At 75.8% G+C, this 21,532-nt stretch carries 17 protein-coding genes; 5 read left to right on the forward strand and 12 right to left on the reverse strand.

Features of this window, described 5'->3' with window-relative positions; translation table 11 throughout:
• The coding region (locus GTR02_RS05655; protein WP_205708707.1) for a S8 family serine peptidase at positions 1-2,004 on the forward strand (2,004 nt) is incomplete at its 5' end.
• Positions 2,005-2,031: 27 nt separating this feature from the next.
• Here GTR02_RS05655 and GTR02_RS05660 read toward each other — a convergent pair.
• The 8 genes from GTR02_RS05660 to GTR02_RS05695 all read right to left on the reverse strand — a co-directional run bounded on the left by GTR02_RS05660 (position 2,032) and on the right by GTR02_RS05695 (position 9,112).
• Positions 2,032-2,934, reverse strand: a complete 903-nt coding sequence (locus tag GTR02_RS05660) for an MSMEG_6728 family protein (RefSeq protein WP_166606504.1) — start codon at positions 2,932-2,934, stop codon at positions 2,032-2,034.
• A 9-nt stretch (positions 2,935-2,943) separates the two neighbouring features.
• Entirely contained in the window at positions 2,944-3,864 is a 921-nt protein-coding gene (locus GTR02_RS05665) for a D-isomer specific 2-hydroxyacid dehydrogenase family protein (RefSeq protein WP_166606505.1), read from the reverse strand.
• A gap of 6 nt (positions 3,865-3,870) precedes the next feature.
• On the reverse strand, positions 3,871-4,329 hold the full coding sequence (locus tag GTR02_RS05670; RefSeq protein WP_166606506.1) for a GxxExxY protein: 459 nt from the start codon (positions 4,327-4,329) through the stop codon (positions 3,871-3,873).
• Between the two features lie 131 nt (positions 4,330-4,460).
• Positions 4,461-5,441, reverse strand: coding sequence for a putative sulfate exporter family transporter (locus GTR02_RS05675; protein WP_166606507.1), 981 nt, complete (start codon positions 5,439-5,441; stop codon positions 4,461-4,463).
• Positions 5,438-6,376: a PfkB family carbohydrate kinase gene (locus tag GTR02_RS05680; RefSeq protein ID WP_166606508.1), complete on the reverse strand. Its 939-nt coding sequence runs from the start codon at positions 6,374-6,376 to the stop codon at positions 5,438-5,440. Before GTR02_RS05680 ends, GTR02_RS05675 begins: the two co-directional genes overlap by 4 nt.
• 29 nt (positions 6,377-6,405) lie before the next feature.
• On the reverse strand, positions 6,406-6,678 hold the full coding sequence (locus tag GTR02_RS05685) for a hypothetical protein (RefSeq protein WP_166606509.1): 273 nt from the start codon (positions 6,676-6,678) through the stop codon (positions 6,406-6,408).
• Positions 6,679-6,786: 108 nt separating this feature from the next.
• A complete protein-coding gene (locus GTR02_RS05690) occupies positions 6,787-7,854 on the reverse strand; it encodes a cell wall-binding repeat-containing protein (RefSeq protein WP_166606510.1) in 1,068 nt (355 codons plus the stop codon).
• Between the two features lie 130 nt (positions 7,855-7,984).
• Complete coding sequence (locus GTR02_RS05695; RefSeq protein WP_166606511.1) at positions 7,985-9,112, reverse strand: heparan-alpha-glucosaminide N-acetyltransferase domain-containing protein; 1,128 nt, start codon at positions 9,110-9,112, stop codon at positions 7,985-7,987.
• 56 nt (positions 9,113-9,168) lie between these two features.
• Between GTR02_RS05695 and GTR02_RS05700 the strand changes: the two genes are divergently transcribed.
• From GTR02_RS05700 to GTR02_RS05710, 3 genes are read left to right on the forward strand one after another with little or no spacing between them, the layout of a single operon-like run.
• Entirely contained in the window at positions 9,169-10,161 is a 993-nt protein-coding gene (locus GTR02_RS05700; protein ID WP_166606512.1) for a glycosyltransferase, read from the forward strand.
• A complete protein-coding gene (locus tag GTR02_RS05705; protein ID WP_166606513.1) occupies positions 10,158-11,480 on the forward strand; it encodes a hypothetical protein in 1,323 nt (440 codons plus the stop codon). The genes GTR02_RS05700 and GTR02_RS05705 overlap by 4 nt, the downstream gene beginning before the upstream one ends.
• Positions 11,443-12,309, forward strand: a complete 867-nt coding sequence (locus GTR02_RS05710) for a hypothetical protein (protein WP_166606514.1) — start codon at positions 11,443-11,445, stop codon at positions 12,307-12,309. The genes GTR02_RS05705 and GTR02_RS05710 overlap by 38 nt, the downstream gene beginning before the upstream one ends.
• Here GTR02_RS05710 and GTR02_RS05715 read toward each other — a convergent pair.
• The 3 genes from GTR02_RS05715 to GTR02_RS05725 form a co-directional block, all read right to left on the reverse strand.
• Positions 12,269-13,963: a PP2C family protein-serine/threonine phosphatase gene (locus tag GTR02_RS05715; protein ID WP_166606515.1), complete on the reverse strand. Its 1,695-nt coding sequence runs from the start codon at positions 13,961-13,963 to the stop codon at positions 12,269-12,271. The two genes, GTR02_RS05710 and GTR02_RS05715, sit on opposite strands and share 41 nt — an antisense overlap.
• Positions 13,964-14,285: 322 nt before the next feature.
• Complete coding sequence (locus GTR02_RS05720) at positions 14,286-15,167, reverse strand: hypothetical protein (RefSeq protein WP_166606516.1); 882 nt, start codon at positions 15,165-15,167, stop codon at positions 14,286-14,288.
• 378 nt (positions 15,168-15,545) lie between these two features.
• Positions 15,546-16,850: a DUF222 domain-containing protein gene (locus GTR02_RS05725; protein ID WP_166606517.1), complete on the reverse strand. Its 1,305-nt coding sequence runs from the start codon at positions 16,848-16,850 to the stop codon at positions 15,546-15,548.
• 207 nt (positions 16,851-17,057) lie between these two features.
• Here GTR02_RS05725 and GTR02_RS05730 point away from each other — a divergent pair, with 207 nt between their 5' ends.
• Complete coding sequence (locus GTR02_RS05730; RefSeq protein WP_166606518.1) at positions 17,058-18,302, forward strand: sialidase family protein; 1,245 nt, start codon at positions 17,058-17,060, stop codon at positions 18,300-18,302.
• A 142-nt stretch (positions 18,303-18,444) separates the two neighbouring features.
• Here GTR02_RS05730 and GTR02_RS05735 read toward each other — a convergent pair whose 3' ends face one another.
• Positions 18,445-21,222 carry a cell wall-binding repeat-containing protein gene (locus GTR02_RS05735; protein ID WP_205708709.1) on the reverse strand — a complete coding sequence of 926 codons (2,778 nt, stop codon included), beginning with the start codon at positions 21,220-21,222 and terminating at the stop codon, positions 18,445-18,447.
• Between the last annotated feature and the right edge of the window lie 310 nt (positions 21,223-21,532).

The following is a 21,532-nucleotide window of genomic DNA, read 5'->3' on the forward strand; positions in this document are numbered from 1 at the left end:
GGGAGCTCCCCCGTGACCCCGTCCCCCCGCACGCTCGGGCGGCTCCTCGCCGCGACGGGTGCCGCCCCCCTCGTCGTCGTGCTGCTCGCCGGGGGGGCCGCCGCCGCACCCGCACCCTCGTCCGCGTCCACGGGGGACGGCGTGGTCGTCGACGTCCTGCGCTACCGCGCCGGGACGCCCCACGTGCAGTCCGTGACCGTCCCCGACGGCGCGAGCGCCCGCCGCCTCGTGGACCGGCTCGACGACGACCCGGGCGTCGCCGTCGCGTCCGTCGAGACGACGTACCAGCTCACCGGCTACCGGCTCACCGCGGTGGCGCGGCCGGCGGCCGTCGACCCGCTGATCGGCCGCGCCACCCACCTCGCCGCCGTGCGCGCACCCGCCGCGTGGCCGACGACGACGGGCGCGGGGACGCTCGTCGCGGTCCTCGACTCCGGCGTCGACCCGAACCAGCCCGACCTCGCCGGCCGGGTGACTGTGGGCGCGAACTTCGCCGAGGGCGGCGACATCGGCGAGCACGGCACGATGGTCGCGACGGTCGTCGCGGGGGCCCGCGACAACGGCGTCGGCGCGGCCGGCGTCGCCCCCGGCGCCTCGGTCCTGGCGGTGCGCGTGTGCGCACCCGACGGCTGCCCGAGCTCCGCGATCGCCAACGGCATCACCTACGCCGCCGACCGCGGCGCCGCCGTCATCAACCTCTCCCTCGGCGGGCCCGACGCCTCCCCCGTCGTCCAGCGCGCCGTCGAGTACGCGATCGGCCGGGGTTCCGTCGTCGTGGCCTCGGCGGGGAACTACGGCTCGCCGTGCGCCCCGGGGCAGCGCGACGAGTGCGGCAACCCGGTGGAGTACCCCGCGGCCTACCCGGGCGTGGTGTCGGTGTCCTCGGGCGACGCCGCGGGGGCGCAGGCGTGGGCCGAGCACGGCGACACCGTGGACCTCAGCGCCCCCGGGTCGGCCGTCGTCGTGGGCTTGCCCGCCGCGCAGGGCCACCGCTACGCGCTCGCCGCGGGAACCTCGTTCTCGGCGCCGATGGTCTCCGCCGCAGCGGCTCTCGTGCGCTCGGTGGCCCCGACGACCCCCGTGGCCGCGGTGGAGTCGCTGCTGCGCAGCACGGCTCGGCCGCAGAGCAGCTGGCCCGCGGGCTACGGCACGGGCCTGCTCGACGTCGCGGCCGCCGTCGCCGCCGTGCGCTCGCCCGAACCCGTGGCCGCCCCCCTGAGCACCCTCTACTCCTCCCTCGGCGGGCCGTCGTCGTGGCTCGGCCGGCCCGTGTCCGCGCCGATCGGGCTGCGCGACGGCGGCGTCGTGCAGCGCTTCTCGGGCGGCCTCGCCTACTCCTCACCCGCCACGGGCGCCACCGCGATCCGCGGCGCGATCGCCGACCGGTACGCGCGGGCGGGCTGGGAGAACGGGTTCCTCGGCTACCCGACCACGTCGGACACCGCGATCCCGGGTGGCGCCTTCGTGCACTTCCAGGGCGGGTCGGTCTACTGGAGCCCCACCACGGGGGCGCAGGTCGTGCGCGGCCCGGTGCGGGACACCTGGGCGGCGCTGGGCTGGGAGCGCTCGTGGCTGGGCTTCCCCTCCTCGGAGGAGATCGGCACGCGCGGCGGGGGCGCCGTCCAGCGGTTCACCGGTGGCCTCGTCTACCGGACGCCGGCGACGGGCACCCGCGCGCTGCGCGGCGCGATCCTCGACCGCTACGCCCGCACCGGCTGGGAGAACGGGTTCCTCGGCTACCCGGCCACGAGCGAGACGCCCCTGGCGGGCGGTGCGTTCGCCGTTTTCGAGGGCGGCTCGGTCTACTGGAGCCCCGCCACGGGACCGCAGGTGGTGCGCGGGGCGCTGCGCGACGCGTGGGCCGCGACCGGCTGGGAGCGCGGGCGTCTCGGCTACCCGCGCGAGGAGGAGCGCGGCGTCCCCGGCGGTCTGCGCCAGGAGTTCGCGGGCGGCTCGATCACGGTCGTCGCCGCCACGGGCCGCGCGGTCGTCACCTACCGCTGAGCCCTGCCCCGGGTTCGCGGGTGGGGGTCACGAGGCGAGCGTCACCCGGAACAGGGCCCGCGGGTCCTGCAGCGCCGCAGGCGGTCTCACGGCGGCCCGCACAGCGCGACCGCCCCAGCGGACCCGGCGCCGGTGGCGGGCGCCGGCACCCGCGTGCGGCGCGAACTCGTACTCCCCGAGCACCTCGCCGACCAGCAGGGCCCGCTCGCCCTCGATCGGCAGGGCCACGTCGTCGCCCGGCCGGACGTCGTGGACGAAGGCGTCCAGCACCCGCAGCGCCTTGCCCGGCCGCTTGCCGGGGGCGACCTCCTTGAGCAGGTCCCGCAGCGTCGCGCCCTCCGCCGCCCCGCGCACGTCCACGTCGATCCCCGACTCCGTCCCCAGGCCCACGACGCCCACGGTGAGGAACTCCGCGAGCGCCGCGGGCGTGGCCGGGCGGACGACCCACAGCCGGCGGCCGTCGAGCGCGGGCCGCTCCGGGACCTCGGGCGGGTCCGGCCAGACGTAGGGCAGGTCGTCGGGCTCGCCGCCGAACACGGGCCCGTAGAACGCCGGGTCCTTGCGCAGCAGCGCCGACCGGTGGCTGCGGTGCACGGCGTCGTCACCCCACCACGACGGCAGGAGGCGGTCGGCGAGGAGTTCCTCCTCGCTCAGCCCGACCACCTCGGGGGCGAACTCCGCGATCAGCGGTCCCGTCGAGTCGGCGCGGCCCGGCGCGGTCCACGCCTCGACGCACGCCAGCCCGTACGCGACGAGCGCGGGCGTGCACCCGCGCCACATGAGCACGGCGGGGTGGCTGGACCAGCCGTAGTCGGGCAGTTCGAGCGCGCGGAGGATCTGCAGGGTCTCCACGCGCTGCTTGCCCAGCCGCGGTGCGTCGAGCACGGCGGCCGAGCGCGCCAGGCTCGGGTACGGGAGGAACGTCTGCACGGCCGGCGGTCAGTAGCCCCGGCTCAGGTCGACGACGCCCTCCAGGTCCTCGCCCGCGGCGAAGCGGCGGACGTTGTCCTCGACGCGGTCCGCGAGCGCGCCGCCCTGCAGGTGCGCGGGGTTGGCGACGTGGGGGGTGATGAGCACGTTGGGCGCCGTCCACAGCGGGTGGCCGTCGGGCAGGGGCTCGGGGTCGGTGACGTCGAGGGCGGCGCCGCCCAGGGTGCCGTCCTGCAGCGCCTCGACCAGCGCGTCGGTGTCGACGAGCGAGCCGCGCGCGATGTTGACGAGCCAGCCGCGGGCGCCGATGGCGGCGAGCTCGTCCGCGCCCACGAGGGCCTTGGTCTCCGACGTCGCGGGCGCGGCCACGATGACGTGGTCGGCCCGGTCGAACACCTCCGAGACGCGGTCGGCGGGCAGCGTGTCCACGGCGCCCTCGACGGGCAGCCCCCGCCGGGTCACGGCGACGACCTCCGCGCCGAGCGCCGTCAGCGCGGGGACCATGGCGCGCCCGATCCCGCCCGCACCGACGATCGCGACGGTCGCGCCCTTGAGCGTCGACTGCGGCGGGCCGACCTCGTCGGGCAGCCAGCGCGTGGCGCGCGCGGAGCCGACGATGCCGCGGACGCCGGCCAGCAGGAGGGCGACGGCGTGCTCGGCGACGACGTCGGAGTAGGCGCCGACGGCGGAGGTCCAGGTGCGGGACTCGTCGATCGTCCCGGCCTCGATCCAGCTCTCGATGCCCGCCGACGGCAGCTGCACCCAGCGCACCGACTCCGGCAGGCCGTCGGGGAACGTGCTCGCACCCCCCGCCCACACGACGGCCTCGGCGTCCGCGAGCTCCACGAGCCGTCCCCCGCCCCGGCGGACCGCGTCGGCGAGGTCCTCGCGCTGGTCGGGGCCGAGGTGCACGGCGGGGTTGTCGGACATCGGTGATCATCCTCTCGTCGGGTGCGCCACACCCTTGCAGACGTCCGCGGCCTCAGCCCGGCGGCGGTCCTCGGCGAAGGCCCCGCCGTGGTGCTCGCGACCGTCGGTCTCCACCACCAGCCAGCCCTCCACCAGCAGGTCCGCACGCCCGACGCCGGCGAGGCGGACCTGGCTCGCGACGTCGAGCCCGGCGAGCACGCAGCCCACCCGGACCGCGGACTCCAGGACCGACTCGGCGCGCGGGTCGACGAGGGCGAAGGCGCGCCGGTGCGGGAAGCGCGACGGCAGGTCCGCGGCGACGGCCTCGAGGTCGGCGGCGTCGAGGACGCCGTCGCGCAGCAGCCCGTCCAGCAGCACGACCGCCTCGACGAGGGGCAGGCAGCGGGTGCCGCGGGCGACGTCGCGGCTGAGGTCGCTCCAGCGGGCGCTGCCACCGCGGACGGAGAGCGCGAGCACGGGGTCCACCGGGGAACCGTGCCGCGGCGCGGCGCACGACGACCGCCGTCGTCCACAGGCTGACAGTTCCGCTGCACGCAAGCGCCCGGAAGGGCCCGGAGAGGGCCGGTCGAGGCCTTCGGTGCAGCGGAACTGTCAGCTCAGATGCCGAGCGCCTTGACCCCGGCCAGCGCGACGGCGGCGACGAGCAGCCACGACAGCAGCCCCAGAGCGATGGAGCGGCGGCCGGTGCGCAGCAGGCGCGGCAGGTCGATCCCCGTGCCCAGGCCGAACAGGGCACCGACGAGCAGCACCTCCTGCACGTGCTGCGCGCCGTCGAGGAGCCCGGCCGGCAGCACACCGCTGGAGCGCAGCAGCACCGCGGCCACGAACCCGGCCACGAACAGCGGCAGCACGGGCGGCAGCGGCGCGCCCGCGGCGCCCGCTGCGCGGCGGCGGCGCAGGGCCACGAGCGCGACGAGGGGCGCGAGCAGCAGGACCCGGCTGAGCTTCACGACGACCACGGTGGTCAGGGCGCCGGGCACGCGGTCGCCGGTCGCGACGGCCTGGCCGACGTCGTGGACGCTGGCCCCTGCCCAGGCGCCGAAGGAGTGCACGTCCAGGCCCAGCGGGGTGCGCAGCAGCGGCAGCAGGAGGATCGCGAGGCTCCCGCACAGGGTGACCAGGGCGATCGCCGTGGTCGTGTCCTCCTCGTCGGCGTCGGTCGCGGGCCGCACCGCCGCGATGGCGGACGCCCCGCAGATGGAGAAGCCCGTCGCCACCAGCAGGCTCCGGTCGGCGGACAGCCCGAGCAGCCGGCCGAGCAGCTGGGTCCCGAGGAACGTGACGACGACGACCCCGACGACGAGCACGACGCCGGCGGCCCCGAGGTCGCGGACCTGCGACAGCGGCAGGCTCAGCCCGAGCAGGACGACGGCGATGCGCAGCACGCGCTTGGAGACGAGCTTCGTCGCGGGCGCGAACGCGGGCCGGTGCAGGCCGGTGCTGCGCACGAGCGCCCCCAGCACCACCGCGACGGTCGAGGCCGTGACGGCCGGGACGAGCCCCTGGACGCCGAAGGCGAGCAGGGTGGCGGCGACGACGAGGGCGAGCCCGGGAACGAGGGCGCGGGCACGCGTCACCGCGGCAGCCGAGCGAGCACCTGGGCCCGGTGCGGCACGGAGGGCACCGCGCCGGCCGTCTCCACGGCCAGGGACCCCGCGGCGACGGCGTGGGCGACGGCGGCGCCGAGCGGTTCCCCCGCGGCCAGGGCGGCGGCCAGGTAGCCCACGGCCGTGTCCCCGGCGCCCGTCGTGTCGACGACCTGGACGCGGGGCGCGGCCACCTCGCCGCCGGTCCCGCCGCGCGCGGCGTAGCGCGCGCCCCGGCCGCCCAGGGTGAGCACCACGGCGGGCACGACCTCGAGCAGCGCGTCGAGCACCTGCTGCTGCAGCCCGGGGTCGGCCGCGACGTCGGCGCCGGCCGGCGCGGTGAGCCCCGAGACCACGAGGGCCTCGTGCTCGTTGACGACCAGCACGTCGACGGCGTCGAGCAGCGGCGCCGGCAGGACCCTCGCGGGGGCCGCGTTGAGCACGACGGTCGCGGTGGCCGCGGCGCGCGCGGCGGCCGTCACGACCTCGAGCGGCACCTCCAGCTGCGCGACGAGCACGGTCGCGGCGGCGAGCAGCGCGCGGTCGGCGTCGGTCAGCGCGCGCAACGTCGCGTTGGCGCCGGCCGCCACGACGATGGCGTTGTCGCCGTCGTCCTGGACCGCGATGTGCGCCGTGCCCGTGGGCTCTGCGGAGGTGCGCAGGTGGTCGACGTCGATGCCGTCGGCCTGCATGGTCCGCGTCAGGTCGCGGCCCGCCTCGTCGTCGCCGACGGCGGCCACGAAGGTGCACGCCGCGCCGGCGCGGGCGACGGCGACGGCCTGGTTGAGCCCCTTGCCGCCGGCGCCGCGGGCCGTGCCGTGCGCGAGCACCGTCTCCCCCGCGCGGGGGACCGCGCTGACGCGGAGGACGACGTCGAGGTTGGCGCTGCCGACGACGACGACGGAGGGCTCGGGGCGGCTGGTCACCGCTGCATCCAACCAGCCGCCCGGCGGCCTCAGCCGCCGACGATGCGGCGCCAGAGGCGCGCGAAGAACCCGAGGCGGGGCTCCGGCTCGACGACGGGCTCGACGACGGGCGGCACGACGAGCGCGTCCTGCCCCCGGCCGCCGGCGGTCAGGGCGGCCCCGAGCCGGCGCTCGGGGACGTAGCCGCCGTCGCCGAGGATCGAGGCGGCGAACTCCAGCGCGGAGGCCTGCACGGGGGCGACGGTCTGCGCGCCGCGCGCGGGGGCCTGCGTGCCGGTCGGGGTGGCGTCGGGCGTGGACACGGGTCTCCCGGGGGTTCGGTGGTCGCCCCGGCGGTGACCACGGTCACCGGGGGGATCGGCACGTCCGCGCCCGACCTTGAGCGCGCGCGGCACCGGTCACCCCCCGCGTCACCCGCTCAGCCGCACCGGCCCCACGGCCGTCGTGCGGGTCGAGCCGTTCAGGCTCCACCAGGCCTCGATGACGTCGTAGGACGCGGGCGTGTCGACCAGCAGCAGCGTGGGCCGGCCCAGGGGGGAGGCCGCGAGCGCGTCGACGAGGTGGTCGTCGCCGCCGGGCGCGATGACGACGTCCCCGGCGGGCAGCCCGCGCCGCACGCCCTCCAGCGCCGCGGCGGCCGCGGTGCCGAAGCGGTCGGCGCCCGCGACGCGCGTCGCGCCGCTGAACTGCGAGAGCACCGCCTCGGACACGGCGCCCGGGCCGCCGACGACCGACGCCGACGTGGCTCCCGAGGCGCGCAGGGCCTCGGCCGTGGCGCCGACGTCGCCGTCCCCGGGCACGAGCAGCACGGGTTGCCCGAGGCCCGCCGCCGGCCCGCTCGCGGCGAGCGCGTCGACGCGGTGGGCGTCGCTGCCGGCGGCGACCCAGGCGTGCGGCGCGGGCGGCAGGAGGGCGGCGACGGCCCGCGAGGTGGCGTACCGGTCGTCGCCCGCGACGCGCCCCACGCTGCGCACGCCGAGCGCGCGCAGCCGGTCCTCGGTGCCGGCGTCGAGGGAGGAGGGGCCGCCGACGACGAGCACCGCGGACACGGCGTGCCGGGTCAGGAACTCGGCGGTGGCGGCGGGGACCCGGTCGGCCGCGGCGAGCAGGAGCGGTGCGGCCAGGGTGCGGGCCAGCGGGCCCGCCGACAGCGCGTCGACGAGGTGGTCGTCGTCCCCGCTGACGAGGACGGCGACGTCGGCCTGCGGGAAGCCCGCCTCGGCGACGAGCGCGGCGGTGCTCCAGCGGTCGGGTCCGCGCAGCTCGGTGAGGTAGTTGGCGGGGTCGGGCAGCTCCGCCCCCGCGTAGGTGCGCCCGGCGGCGCACCCGGGGTGCGCGATCGGCAGGGCGATGGCGCAGACGGGGGTGAGGGTCTGGCGCTCGGTCGCCGCGGCCGGCGGGGCCGCGGCGAGCGCGAGGGCGGTGGCGAGGACGGGCGCGGCCAGCCGGGGGAGGCTGCGGACGGCACTGCGGAGCACGGGGTCCCTCCGAGACGACGAGCGGAGCGCGGCGACGCTGCCGCGCCCACGAGCGCATCCTGACAGTGCGTCCAGTCCCCGTCACCCGAATCCGGGAGAACCACCCGGACGGCTGCGGGCACCCTCCGGATCAGGGCCGCAGGTAGATGCGGAACCGGTGCAGCACACCGGCGAGCGCCGTCCAGGCGAGCACCGCGAGGACCGTGAACGACGCCTGCTCGGCCCCGCCGACGGCCACCGCGGCCGCCACCCGCTCGGCGGCCGACCGCCCGTCGGCATCGACGGCCCGGAGCAGCAGCGACATCACGACGTGGGACCCGAAGTAGACGAGGAGGCTGTTGCGGCCCAGGGCGAGCAGCGGCCAGGTCGCGGCCCGCAGCGGGGCGGTCGTGCCGGGGCGGTCGAGCGCGAGGTGGACGAGCAGGAGCACGACGGCCACCCCCGCCGCGACCGACAGGGAGAACGGCGCGGTCCACAGCCGCTTCATCGCGGGCACGTCGGTGCCGGTGAGCAGCCCCGGGACGGTCGCCGCCGCCCAGGCCAGCCCGGCCGCCCCGAGCGCGAGCGCCGCGACCGGCAGCACGGCGGCGCGCGGTGGCCGGCCGGCGTCGCGCACGGCCAGCAGGAGGTGCCCGACGCTCGCCCCGGCGGCCGCGCTGACGAGGGCCCCCAGGACGGCGACGAGCCCCTCCGGGTCGTGGCCGAGCACCCCGAGGGCGTAGACGTGCGGGGCGCCGAAGACGGCCACGTCGACGGTGCCGGACGGGTTGCAGCCCGGCGTCAGGGCGCCCTGCGGGCAGGTCGTGGCCCACGCGGCCAGCAGGGTCGTGTGGGCGGCGGCGAGGAGCACGGTCGCGAGCGCCCAGCCCCGCCAGCCGCGGGTCAGCAGGTGGCCCAGCGCCACGACGGCGACCACGGCGGCGTACAGCTGCAGGACGCCGGGCAGCCGCCAGGTCGCGAGGTCCCAGCGGTCCAGCACCAGCGCGTTGTAGAGCAGGCCCGCGGTGACGAGCACGAGGACGCGGCGCACGAGCCCGCCTACGTCGGTGCGCCGGTGCATCGCGAACGCGAGCCCGCAGCCCGTGAGGGTCACGAACACGGGGAACACGAGGTCCAGGCCGTGCACCCCGGTCCACGTCGCGTGCTCGAACCACTCGGGGGTGACGAGGAGGCTGTTGACGGCGACGCTCACGACGAGCATCGCCCCGCGCACGACGTCCAGGCTCGTCAGGCGCCCGGTCCGCACGGGCGTGCTCACGGCGGACACGTCCCGACCGTCTCACGGGGCGGACCGCCCCGGCTAAGGTCCCCCCCATGCCCGAGGACCCCCAGTTCCGGCCGGGCGGCCGGGTCGCGGTCATCGTGCCGTGCCTCGACGAGGCCGCCGCCGTGGGCAAGGTCGTCGACGACCTCCGCGCCGCCCTGCCGACCGCCGTCGTCTACGTCTACGACAACGGCAGCACCGACCGCACCGCGGACGTCGCCCGTGCGCACGGGGCGGTGGTGCGCCGCGAACCGCGGCCCGGCAAGGGCAACGTCATCCGCCGCGCGTTCGCCGACGTGGAGGCCGACACCTACGTCCTGATCGACGGCGACGACACCTACGACGCCTCGGCGGCCGGGGACCTGCTGCAGCTGCTGCTGGACGAGGGCCTCGACCACGTCGTCGGCGTGCGCGAGGCCGGCACGCTCACGGCGTACCGGCGGGGCCACGCGGCGGGCAACCGCGCCCTGAACACGGTGGTGAGCAGGGTGTTCGGGACCCCGGTGACCGACATGCTCAGCGGGTTCCGGGTGATGTCCCGGCGGTTCGTGAAGTCGTTCCCCGCGATCTCCCGGGGTTTCGAGGTCGAGACGGAGCTGACGGTCCACGCCGTGAACCTCCGCGTCCCGCAGCGCGAGGTGCCGGTGGGTTTCCGCGACCGCGCCGAGGGCAGCGAGAGCAAGCTGCGCACGTACCGCGACGGCTGGCGCATCCTCAGCTGGATCGCGCGGCTGGCGCGCTACGAGCGTCCCCTGCTCGTGCACGCGCTGACGGGCGCGCTCCTCGTCGCGGTGGCCCTCGCGCTCGGGCTGCCGGTCGTGCTGGAGTTCCTCGAGACGGGGCTGGTGCCGCGGTTCCCGACGGCGATCCTCGCCACGGGCCTCGTGCTCGTCGCCGTCCTCGTGACCGCGGTGGGGGTGATCCTCGACGCCGTGCACCGCGCCTCCGACGAGGCGTCGCGGCTGGCCTACCTGCAGCACCCCGCGGTGCACGCGGTCCCGGGCGCGGCCGTGGCCGCGGTGCGGGCGCCGGCCGTCCGGTGAGGGCGGTCCTGCGCTTCGCCGCCAAGGCCCTCGTCGGGCTCCTGCTGCTGCAGGGCGTGTTCCTCGGGCTGCTGGTCGCGGCGCAGGCCGTGCCGAACGGGCCGATCATCGACACCCTCGCGGCGGCCGTGCGCAGCGGGGACTACGGCGCGCCGTACGCCCCGGACGGCGTGGGCGGGACGGCGGACCGGTTCACCGAGTGCGTCGTCGTGGGGTACGGCGTGACGTCGCCGGACGACCCGCGCAGCGTCTGGTACCGCGCGACGGGCGCCCCGCGGCTGAGCGCGTGCGAGCAGGGGCGCGCGGAGATCGAGCTGCTCGCGGCGGGCGGCAGCCTGGTCCCGCCCGCGGGGTACTTCCGCTACTGGAGCGGGTACTCCGTCCTGACCCGGCCGCTGCTCGCGGTCACGGACGTGGCGAGCCTGCGCCTCGTCGTGTCGGGCCTGTTCGGCGCCGCGTGCCTGGGCGCGGGGGTGGCGCTCGCGCGGCGGGCCGGGACCCCGGCGGCGTTCGCGCTGCTCGTCCCGGTCGCGGCGGCGACCAACGCGATCGCCATGCCGTCCGCGGCGTTCAGCCACGGCATCTCGCTGGCGGCGCTCGCCGCGGGCGTCGCCCTGACCGCCGTCACGGCCCGCACCGGGTGGCGCGGGGCCGCCCTGGGCGCGGGGGGCGCCGCCGCCCTGTTCTGCTACGTCGACCTGCTGACGGTGCCACCCATGAGCTGGGCGCTGTGCGCGGCGGTCGCGGGCGCCGTCGCGCACCGGGCCCGGCCGGGGGTGCTGCCGACGCTGCGGGTGGTGCTCGCCGCGGGCGTGGCCTGGCCCGCGGCGTTCGGCATCACCTGGGTGTCGCGGTGGGTCATCGCGGCCCTCGTGCAGGGGCCCGGGGTGTTCCGCCGCGTGGCGGAGGTCGGCGAGTACCGCCTCGACGGCGGCGGGGTCTCGCAGGAGTTCGGCGCCGCGATCGGCGCGAACTGGACGTGGTGGGTGCAGCACACCGTGACCGCGGTCCCGCTGCTGGTCGCGGCCGCGGTCGTCGTCGTGGTGGGGCTCGTGCTCGCGGCGCGCCGGTCGGGCGCGCAGGGCCTGCTCGTCGCGGCCGTGCTCGCGGCCCCGGCGCTCGTGGTGCCCGCCTGGTACGTCGTGCTCAGCAACCACTCCCAGGTCCACGCGTTCTTCACCTACCGCAGCATCCCCGCGGCCGTCGGCGTCGTGGCCATGGCCGCGGTCGTGGCCGCGTCGGGCCCCCTCAGGCCGGCGCCGGAGCTGTCGATGGGAGGAGGTGCTCGCCCCCTCGGTCGCCGACCTGCGTCCCGGTGACGCCGTGAAGGTGCGCGGCACCGGTCACCCCGCGCACACCGGCGGCAAGGCGGTCGTCGCCGCGGTGCACCTCAGCCGCACGACGCCCGGGGCGGTCGACGCCGTGGAGGTGCGCTACAGCGCCCGCGGGGCCGCCCTGCGCGTGGAGCTGGACGGGCCCGGCGAGATGGTGCGGTGGAGCGAGCCCTGGCCCGCGGCCGCCGCGGCACCGCACGTGCCCGTCACGCCCGTCGCCGGCGCGGGCGTCCCGCTCTCGCGCGGCCGGGTCGCCCTCGTGCTGACCGGGGTGGCCGCGGGGGCGGCCGTGCTGCTGCTGTGGCCGCACGACGCGCCCGTCCCCGCCGTCCCGGACGCGCGCCCCACGGGTGCCGTCGAGGTCGTGGCCGCGGACGACACGATCGGCGGTGACGGCACCGCGTGGTCCACCGCGACGTCGACGCTGTCCCCCACCGCCTCTCCCGCGGCGACGCCCTCGCCGAGCCCCGAGGCCGACGGCCGCGTCGTGGCCTGGTCCGCGGGCCCCGTGCCCGTCGTGGCTCTGCCCGCCGCCGCACCCTCCGCCGTGCCGCTCGCGGGCGTCGCCGAGGCCGAGGGCTGCCACGACGCCTACGTCGAGGAGCTGATGCGGCTGCTGCCGATGGGCGCGGCCGTCGACGTCCGGGGTTCGGGCTACCTGCGCACGGGCGACGGCGTCGACGTCAACGCGCAGCTCGTCCGGGCCGGCGTCGCCGAGCCCGCCGAGGCGACCGCGGGGCGCACCGCCGCCGACCGCGAGGCGTTCGCGGTGGTCACCGCAGCCGCGGTGCCGTCGCCCGCGCGCTGCCGCTGACGACGCCCGGCACCCCGCGCTCCACGGAGCGCACGTGCACGAGCGTCTGGTCGTCGCGCCGCTCCTGGTGCCCGTGCCGGACCGCCGCGGCGACGATGGCGTCGAGCAGCCGGGGGGCGTCCGCGGTGCCCGTGGCCTCGATGGTCAGCAGGACGCTCTCGACGCCGAACTCCTCGCCCGCGGAGTCGCGGGCCTCGAGGACGCCGTCGGTGAAGGCCAGCAGCGAGGTGCCCGGGCCGAAGCGGTGCTGCACGTCGGCCCACGCCCAGCCGCTCACGATGGGCGACAGCAGCGGGCCCGTCGGCGGCAGCTCGACGTAGCTGAGCGGGCTGCCGTCGGCGAGCTCGAGCAGCCCGGTGCGCTCCCGCGGGTGCAGCGGCGCGGGGTCGTGGCTGTCCGCGCGCAGCAGCAGCGCGTCGGGGTGGCCGGCGCTGGCGTAGGTCAGCAGGCCGGTGGCGGTGTCCACGGTGAGGACCAGGACGGTGGCGAACAGCTCGTCCGGGACGTCGCCGAGCTCACGGCTGACCTGCGTCAGCGCGGCGCCGGGGCTGCGGGCGCCGACGAGGGCCGTCGCGAGCGAGTGCTTCAGGCGCAGGGCGAAGACCGCGCTGACGGGGCCGTGGCCGGCGACGTCGCCGAGGACGAGGCCGAAGCGCGTGCGGTCGATGCGGACGGTGTCGTACCAGTCGCCGGCGAGGACCCCCTCGGCCGCGTCGAGCCGCCCGACCACCTCCACGCCCGCGACCTGCTGGCCCGACGGCTGCAGCGCCCGGCGCAGCGCGTCGACGGCCGGGCCCGTCTGCACGAGGGCGTTGACGGCCTCCTCGGTGCGGTGCAGATCGGCCGTGAGGCGGTTCCGCATCGCGAGGACGTCGCCCGCGAGCGAGCGGACCTCGGGCGCCCCGCCCTCGTGGATCTGCGCGTCGAGGTCACCCGAGGCGACGGCGCGCGTGGCCCGGGCGAGCCGCGCGATGGGCGCGGTCACGCTGCGCCACATGAGGACGCAGCCGCCGACGACCGCGACGAGCAGCACCGCGAGGGAGGCGACGAGCACGACCACGAGCCGGTGCTGCATGGCCGCGACGCGCTGCTGCTGGACGGCCTGCGCGTCGACGAGCGCCTCGTCGACCTCCGCGACGCGGTCGCGCAGCGTGTCGAAGAGGTTCTTGCCGCCGGCCGTCGACATCGTGCCCGCCACGGGCCCGCCCGCGGAGGCCAGCGGGACCCGCGCGAGCTCCTGCCGCGCGTACCGGAGCCACTGCGTGTGCGCGCTGTCGACCGCGTCGACGAGGCTGGTCCGCTCGCCGGTGCGGGCGACCTCCTGCTCGAGCTGCCGGGTGAGCCGGGGCACGACCGCCTGCGCGTCGGTGTAGGGGTCGAGGAACATCTCGTCACCCGTGACCTGGTAACCGCGCAGGCCCGTCTCCTCGTCGACGTAGCGGGCCAGCAGGGCCAGGCCGGTCTGCCGCGCCTGGGCGGTGTCGGCCTGCGCGATCCGGGCCCGCTCCAGGCCGCGGACGGTCGAGGTGACCTCGGCCCCGACGCCGACGAGGGCCACGAGCAGCAGCGTGCTGAGCACCGCGAGGCGGCGGGTCAGGGAGAAGTGACCCGAGTACAGCGCCGGGCGCCACAGGCGGTTCCGGCGGGGGCCCATCCCTCCACCATGCACTCTCAGCGGGCTCACGTCACCCTCTGTGGCTTGCCGGGGGGCGTCACGACGGACGCAGACCCGGTCCAGACGACCGCGACGGACCCGGCGATCTCCTCGACCCCCGTGTGCGCAGAGAGCGGCTGCGTCGACGTCACGCCCCCGTCATCGACCGGGCGGGTGACCGGGTTGAGCGTCTTCTAGAAACCGGTGACCGCCGCGACGGTTCCGCGGGTGCGGGGGCGCACGTGACGACCGCGGGCGTCGGGTCGACGCCGAGGTGGTCTCGGGCAGGGCAGGCCGCCGCGACGTGACTCGTGCGCCGCCTCTACCCGACGGAGGAAGGTCGCGCCCGACCCGGGTCGGCAGTCGCCGCAGTCAGCCTGTACGTGGTGCCGCGACGTCCCGGCCCACCGTCGATCACGATGACCTCGCCCTCGACGAGGAGCCTCAGTGCGTAGGTCACCTGGCGTGGCGTCAGCCCTGTCGCACGCACCACGTCGTCCCGAGACTGAGACCCCCCTGCCAGGGCCGCGAGGACGAGGTCTCCGTTGCGAGTGACCTTCGTCCCCGAGGAGGTCGTGCGCCCCTCGACCCGATCGAGCTGGCGAGCCGTCAGCACCTCTCCGCTCGCCGTCGCGCCGGCTCGACCTCGACCGTGCCCGCGGTCCGCGAAGAGGGACCGCCGCGCCCGCTTCTCGCCCTCGGGGACGACCGAGCCCGTGTCCACCAGTTCGCGGAGCGCGCGGTGGGCTTCAGTCGAGTCCATGGGGAACACCTCCCGGAACGAGCCGTTGGTGAAGACCGCAGCGTTCTTCATCTCGACGAGTGCATGCCGCTGCACGTCGGACAGCCATCGAGTCGCAGGCTGCTCGGCCAGCCACGTCAGGTCCTGCTGCCGGAGGAGGGTGTGGTGGGGGACCCTCACCGCGAACCGGATGCCCTGGTCGAAGAAGCGCGGAGGAGTCATGCCCGCCTGCCGCAGCTCCTCGATGACCCTCCGGCCGTCCCCCGCTCCGGCCCAACGTCGCAGGGTGACGGCCTCACCGAGTGCGTGTGGTCCTACATCGCGGTGGACCAGTGCGTTGGCGATGAGCTCGCGGACAGCCAGTCGGGGATGCTCCGGCTCGTCGCGCCCGTGTCCGTCCGAGCCGAAGGCGATCCTCCGGCGGGTGTTCCGCGCAACCCACTGCACCGCCTGGTCGAGCATCGCGGGATCGGTCCGTCGAAGCGGGCGGCGTCCGAGACTCTCGTGCCGACAGGATCCAGCCCCGACGAGGGGACGGAGGCGCGGATCACGTAGTTGGGGAAGAACCTCCGGGGGTACGTTCCCCGACTGAGCATGCCGGCGACGGTGGGAAGTCAGTTCTGACCGCCGAGGCGCCTCGTCCAACCCGAGGACGAGCAGGCCACCTCCAGGGGTGGTGGCGAATCCTCGAGACGGAACACGGCAACGACCTCAACACTCGCATCGACAAATGTACAGAGTCGGGACTGTCCCGGAAGGAGCGAGTGTCTATTCCGAGAGTAGCCGCCTGTCACGCAACGCAGCAGAACCCTTGGCCACGTCGCCTCACCGGCGCGCACGTCAGTACGGCGGCGGCTCGTCGTCGGTGTCGTAGGTGTGGCCGGTGGGTGAGGTCCACCGCCAGCCGCGGTCGCGGCGGCGCAGGCGCCACCGGGTGTGGGTCTTGACCCGGTGGTGGTGCCGGCACTCGGGGGCGAGGTTGTCGACGGTGGTCTCGCCGCCCTGGGCGAACGGGGTGACGTGGTCGAGGTCGCAGTGCTGCGCGGGTCGCACGCACCCGGGGAACACGCACGTGGTGCTGCGGGCGCGGACCCTGCGGGCGACGTCGGCGCTGGGGCGGTAGGTGCGGGCACCGACGTCGAGGACGGCGCCGACCGGGTCGGTGAGGATCCGCCGCCAGGTGGCGTCGGCGGCGAGGTCGCGCGCGACGTCGGCGGTCACGGTGATGGCCGAGGTGGGCGTGACGACCTCGGCCGGGTCGTCGTCGAGGCCGAGCAGGGTGGTCGCGGCCACGGTGACGTGGACCTGCGCGGTGGGCGCCGCGGACGAACCCGCGCGGGCGGCGGAGACGCTGTCGAGGAAGGCGTCGACGCGACGCCGGGCGTGGGTGCGGCCCTCGGCGTCGACCCCGCGGGGGTCCTCGGGGTGCGTGGCGTCGGCGCAGCCGTCGAGGTAGGCGTCCAGGCGCAGACCCTCGGCGAGCGGGAGGAAGCCGCTGACGTGGGCGTTGACGCCGTCGTCGCAGGGTTCGACGCGCAGGAACGGGGTCGTCTGCCGCGCGTGCGCGACGGTCAGGACGTGGCCGCCGGCGGCGCGGGCCAGGAACCTCTTGAGGCGGCGGGCGAGCTGGGCCCGGCTCAGCCTCTCGACGCCCACCAGGCAGGTCTTCTCCAGCTCGGCGCGGGCGCGGCGCAGGGCGTCGTCGGCGTAGAGGGGGTCGCCGTCGGTACCGTCGGCGGTGACGAGGCGTTCGGCGAGCAGGGCGCTGGTCCCCCGCACCGCGGCGACGTGACCGAAGTGGATCGCCCCGGCGGCGTAGGCGTCGAGCGTGGCGGGCAGGTCCTCGGTGAGCTCGCGGGCGGAGGTGATGCGCGCGTGGGCCGTGCCGCTGCCGATGCGCAGGGCGGCGCAGAGTTCCGTGGCGAGGACCTGGTCGGCGGTGAGCTGCGCCGGGTCGTCGACGTCGGCGGGCGCGAGGCCGGAGTGCTCGGCGAGGCGCCGCTCGCGCAGCTCCGCGACGGCCCGCAGCCCGAGCGCGTCGAGGCGGCAGCGCTCGCGGTCCAGGGCGGTGACGAGGTCGACGAGCTCCGCGTCCGTGGCGGCCGTCAGCGCCTCGGGGGCGGGCAGCGCGGCGGACTCGAACACCTGTACAGGATACGGGAACCGCTGCAGCACAACCAGAGTCACTTCCGTGACGGCGGCTCACCCCGAGTTCCCGCGGCGTCGGCGGCGGGTCGGCGCGGCCGGTGTGTACCTCGGGCAACTGCCGTACTACCGTCCCCACGGGTCCGCTCGATCGGGCGGGAACGCCGTGGACAGCACCGCCGGACGACGACGTCGAGGAGAACTCCCGTGGACCAGCACCAGCGAACGTCAGCAGCCCGATCCCAGCCCGCCGCCGGGGTGGCCGTGCCGCCCGGTGCGTCGCGGCGGGCCTTCCTGGCCGGCGGCGTGGGCGCCCTCGCGGCCGCGCCCCTCGGGCTGGCGGCGGGATCACCCGCCTCCGCCGCCCCGCGCGGTGGGGGTGCGGGGACGGCGCCGTTCGGGCCGGTCACGCTGTACGCACCGCCGGCGGACCGTCCCGCCCCCGGGACGCTGTACGCGCGGGCCGTCCGCCTGAGCCCCCGCCGGGGCCGCGGCTCCGCTCCCCGGACGCTGCTGGCCACGTTCGAGCAGTACGTCGAGCACGACCCCGTCTTCCCGGTGTTCCGCAGCGACGACGACGGGCGCACCTGGTCGCAGCGGAGCAGCGTGCGCGACACCGTGAACGGCTGGGGTCTGCGCTACCAGCCGTTCCTGTACGAACTCCCCCGACCCTTTGCGGGCCTGCCGCGCGGCACCGTGCTGTGCGCCGGGAACTCCATCCCCGACGACCTGTCGCAGACGAAGCTCGACCTCTACGCGAGCACCGACCGCGGCCTCACGTGGCGGTTCCTCAGCTCCATCGCGCGCGGCGGGCGCGCCGTGCCGAACAACGGCGAGACCCCGGTGTGGGAACCGTTCCTGCTCCTGCACGGCCGGCAGCTCGTCTGCTACTACTCCGACCAGCGCGACCCGGCCTACGGGCAGAAGATCGTGCACCAGACCAGCACCGACCTGCGCAGCTGGGGGCCCGTCGTCGACGACGTCACCGTCCCGGAGTACCTGCAGCGCCCCGGGATGCCCACGGTCGCCGCACTGCCGGACGGCAGCTGGATCATGACGTACGAGGGCGGCGTCCGCACCGGCGACGGCCAGCCCTTCTTCGCGGTGCACCACAAGACCGCCGCGGACCCGCTGTCGTTCGGCGCCGCGCCCGGTCAGCTGCTGGTCGACCAGAGCGGCCACGTGCCCACGAGCAGCCCCACCGTCGCGTGGTCCCCCGCGGGCGGCCGCAACGGCACCGTCGTGGTCAGCGCCAACAGCGACCAGGACCTGTTCGTCAACCGCTCGCTCGGCGCGGCCGGCGCGTGGACGCGGGTCCCCAGCGTCGTCCCCGCCGGGTACACGCGGTTCACCATTCCGCTGGACGACGGGCTGGTGTTCACCGTGTCGGGCGGGACGATCGGAAACTCCGGGCTGAACCGCGTCACGGACGGGATCGACCAGGTGGGGTGACGGTAGGCCACGCCACGGACAACCGGTCCCTGCTCCCCTGCCGCGGCCGACAAGCAGACAGCTCCCTTGTCGACGCCCGATCACAACGCCGAAGGGCAGGCTCCCCGCAGAGGGGAGCCTGCCCGTCAGCTGTACCGAGGAATCAGGACTCGGTGTCGACGGTCACGTCGCCGGTGAGCGCGAGCGCGTTACCTGCCACGTCGGTGTTTCCCGAGGTGGCGGTGATCGTGCTGGGAATGCCCAGTCCAATCACCGTTCCGACGGTACCGGGCGTAACCGTGCCGGCCACGACGGTCAGAACGCGACCGATCGGGTACTCGGTCCCCCCGACCGTCTCGGGCGCCGCGTTCAGCGTGAAGGCGGCGCCGCCACTCCCGTTGACGATGTCCGCCACGGTGCCGTCGCTGTCCGTCAAGCGGAATGCATCGCCAGCGCTCGGGGCGGCGAGCACCTCGCTGAGCACGAGCTTGAAGCTGTCCGTCGTGCCGTCCAGCTGGAAGGGGCTGCCGGTGTTGGCCGCGACCCTGGTGTCCAGAACGGTCGGAGCCGCCGTGTCGGTCGACGGGGCCGTCGACGTCTCGACGTTCGCGTCGCCGACGTACGCGCCGGTGTCGCCGTCGTTGATGAGCGCCGCACGGTAGCTGTACGCGCCGGCCGGCACGTCGTTGTCGACGTACGTGACCGTGCCAGCAGTGCGCTGCGCGGCCGTCGGCGTGACAGTCGCCACGTCGGTGTAGGCACCGATGTTGGCGGTGTTGACCGCGGACTCGTCCGCCGGGCTACCGGAGACCGACGCCCGCTGGATGATCACCTGGTCGTAGTCCGTGGCGGCCGCGGGGATCACCACACTGACGGTGAGGTCGTTGCTCGTCGACGTGGTCAGCCCCTTCTCCGCGCTGGCCGAAGTCGCCGTCGAGGGGTTGACATCGCCCAGCGTGAAGGTGGTCACGCCACCCGCGTCCGAAGCGAAGCCGGACGTGCCGAGCGTCATGGTGTCGTCCGAGGACAGAGCCGCCTCGAACGCCGCGATGCCGACCGACGTCGTTGTGCCGCCCGCAGTGATGAAGAAGACGTCGTTGGCGTCGTAGGTGAACCGCGCCCCGGCGACGTCGAAGGAGTCGCTCGCCTTGTCGACCGAGTCGATGGCGACACCGGCGAGCGGCGCACCGGCTGCGGCGAGCGGGGACGTGAAGCTGATCTGACCGCCGACACCGAAGGGCTCGACCGGCGCAGCGAACTGCTCGGCCGCCGTGGCCGCGGTCTCGAGGCGCGCGCTGTTGCCGCCCTGCACCGGGGTCCTCCCGGTGGCGCCGTTGAGGTAGACGACCGGGACGACGGTGCCGGCAGCCGCGCCGTCGACCGTCACGGTGATGCTGCCGTTGACGGGCTGCGTGACGAACGTCGGGGCAGCCGAGGCACCCAGGGCCGTGTTGTTGACGACCGAGATGTTGGCGGCGGTCTGGATGCCCGCGTTGACCGAGAAGCCGGTCGAGGACGCCACGTCGGCGGAGCTGAGGAACGTGACCGCACCGCTCGCGCTGGTCCGGATGCTGTCCGCGTTGACGAGGGTGACGCGGTAGTCCGTGCCCGCCGTCAGACCCGTGACCGTGTACGAGCGGTCGTCGGCCGTGGGCGTGGTGCCGGTCTCGCTCTGCACCGTCAGCGCCACCGCAGTGGTGGGCGTGATCGACAGGCTCTGGCCGGCGGTGACCGGGGCCGTCGCCGTGGTGACCACTGCGGTGGCCGCAGCGGCGCTGACGACCGTGGTCCCACCGAAGACGTACAGCTGGCCGGTGAGGGCCGAGTTGTTCGTCGTGAGGTAGGCGGTGGTGGCGGCCGGCGGGGTGTCGGTGCCGTTGCCGAAGATCAGCGGGACGCCGTTCTTGCCGGCGACGACCGAGCCGGTGAGGGAGTCGACGGCCGCGACGTCCGTGCCGTTGGCGAGGGCCACGTTGGCGCGGGAGAAGCCCTCCGCGGTGACCGCGGAGTCGGCGATCGCCGTGGCGGTCTCGTAGCGGTTGGCGCCCTGGAGGCGCGCGGTGCCGCCCAGGCTGGTGTAGGTGCCGGCCTCGACGGCCGTGGTCCCCCCGAGGACCGTGCGGTTCGTCGTCGTCAGCTTCGTGAGCGCGTCGGCGGTGGTCGCGGGGACCGAGGCGGCGCGGGTCAGGAGCAGCGGGTACTTCTTGTTGTAGAGCACCGGAGCCGCAGCGAGCGCGTCGGCCGTGCCGGAGGCGATGAAGACCTTGCCCGGCTGGGTGCCGACCTGGTCGTTGTTGGTGGCGGCGTCGCTCGCGGTCTCGTAGCGGTCCGAGCCGCCGTAGCGGACGACCGTCTTGCCGGCGAGCTGCGTCTGGACACCCTCGGGGACGACCGTGGTACCGCCGACGATCCACACGTTGGTGACGTTGAGACGGTTGATCTCGGCCAGGGTGGCCGCGTCGACGACGCCGTTGCGCACCAGGAGGATCGGGGCGGTGTGCAGGCCCGCCACGTACGAGGCGGTGAGGCCGTCGACGGTGGAGGAGCCGCTCACCAGGACGACGCCGCCGGCCTGCGTGCCGGTCGGGAACGCGGCGTTCGAGGCGGCGATGGCGGTGGCGTAGCGGTCAGCACCGGCCACGCGGTTCGAATCAGGGAAGGTGAAGCCGGGCGCAGCCTGAGCTGCACCGGCGAGTCCGGCGACGGAACCCAAACCAACAAGAGCCGCGACGCCGGCCCCGATGCCACGCCGGCGCAACCGGGAGGTTGCTGCGGTCACGATTGCCTCCAAGGCATGTGAAGTGAAATCCCCCCCGTGGGGGCCGGCTCCGATCGAGCCTGTGCCACCGCTTTGCCCGCTACCCAGCGGAGTCCCCCGGTGACAGGAATGAACGTACACGAGAGTCACTCTGGCAACACGGGGAGTAATGACGGCGCGCACCCGGGCACGTCGCGCCACGCCACGTCTACGGGCCGTGACCTGCGCTTTTGCCCGGGAACCGCCATTGTTACAGTTTGGTAACGCGGTGATCCACCATCTGCTCAACCGTGCACTCACCCGGACGGACTAGTCACACCGGATGGGGTCACCGGTCACACGGGGCCCGGGGGGCCTGGTGCGCGTGTGGGTGACGGCCCCGGCGCAGGGCGGCAGCGCTCTCCTGCGGCGCCTCGTCGCTCTCCGCACCCCCGGCCCGGCAGCACGATCGTCAAGTCGCACCGGGGTCAGGCCGATGGAGCAGGCATGACGG

Source organism: Kineococcus siccus, assembly GCF_009906795.1.
In the GTDB taxonomy this organism is placed as follows: domain Bacteria; phylum Actinomycetota; class Actinomycetes; order Actinomycetales; family Kineococcaceae; genus Kineococcus; species Kineococcus siccus.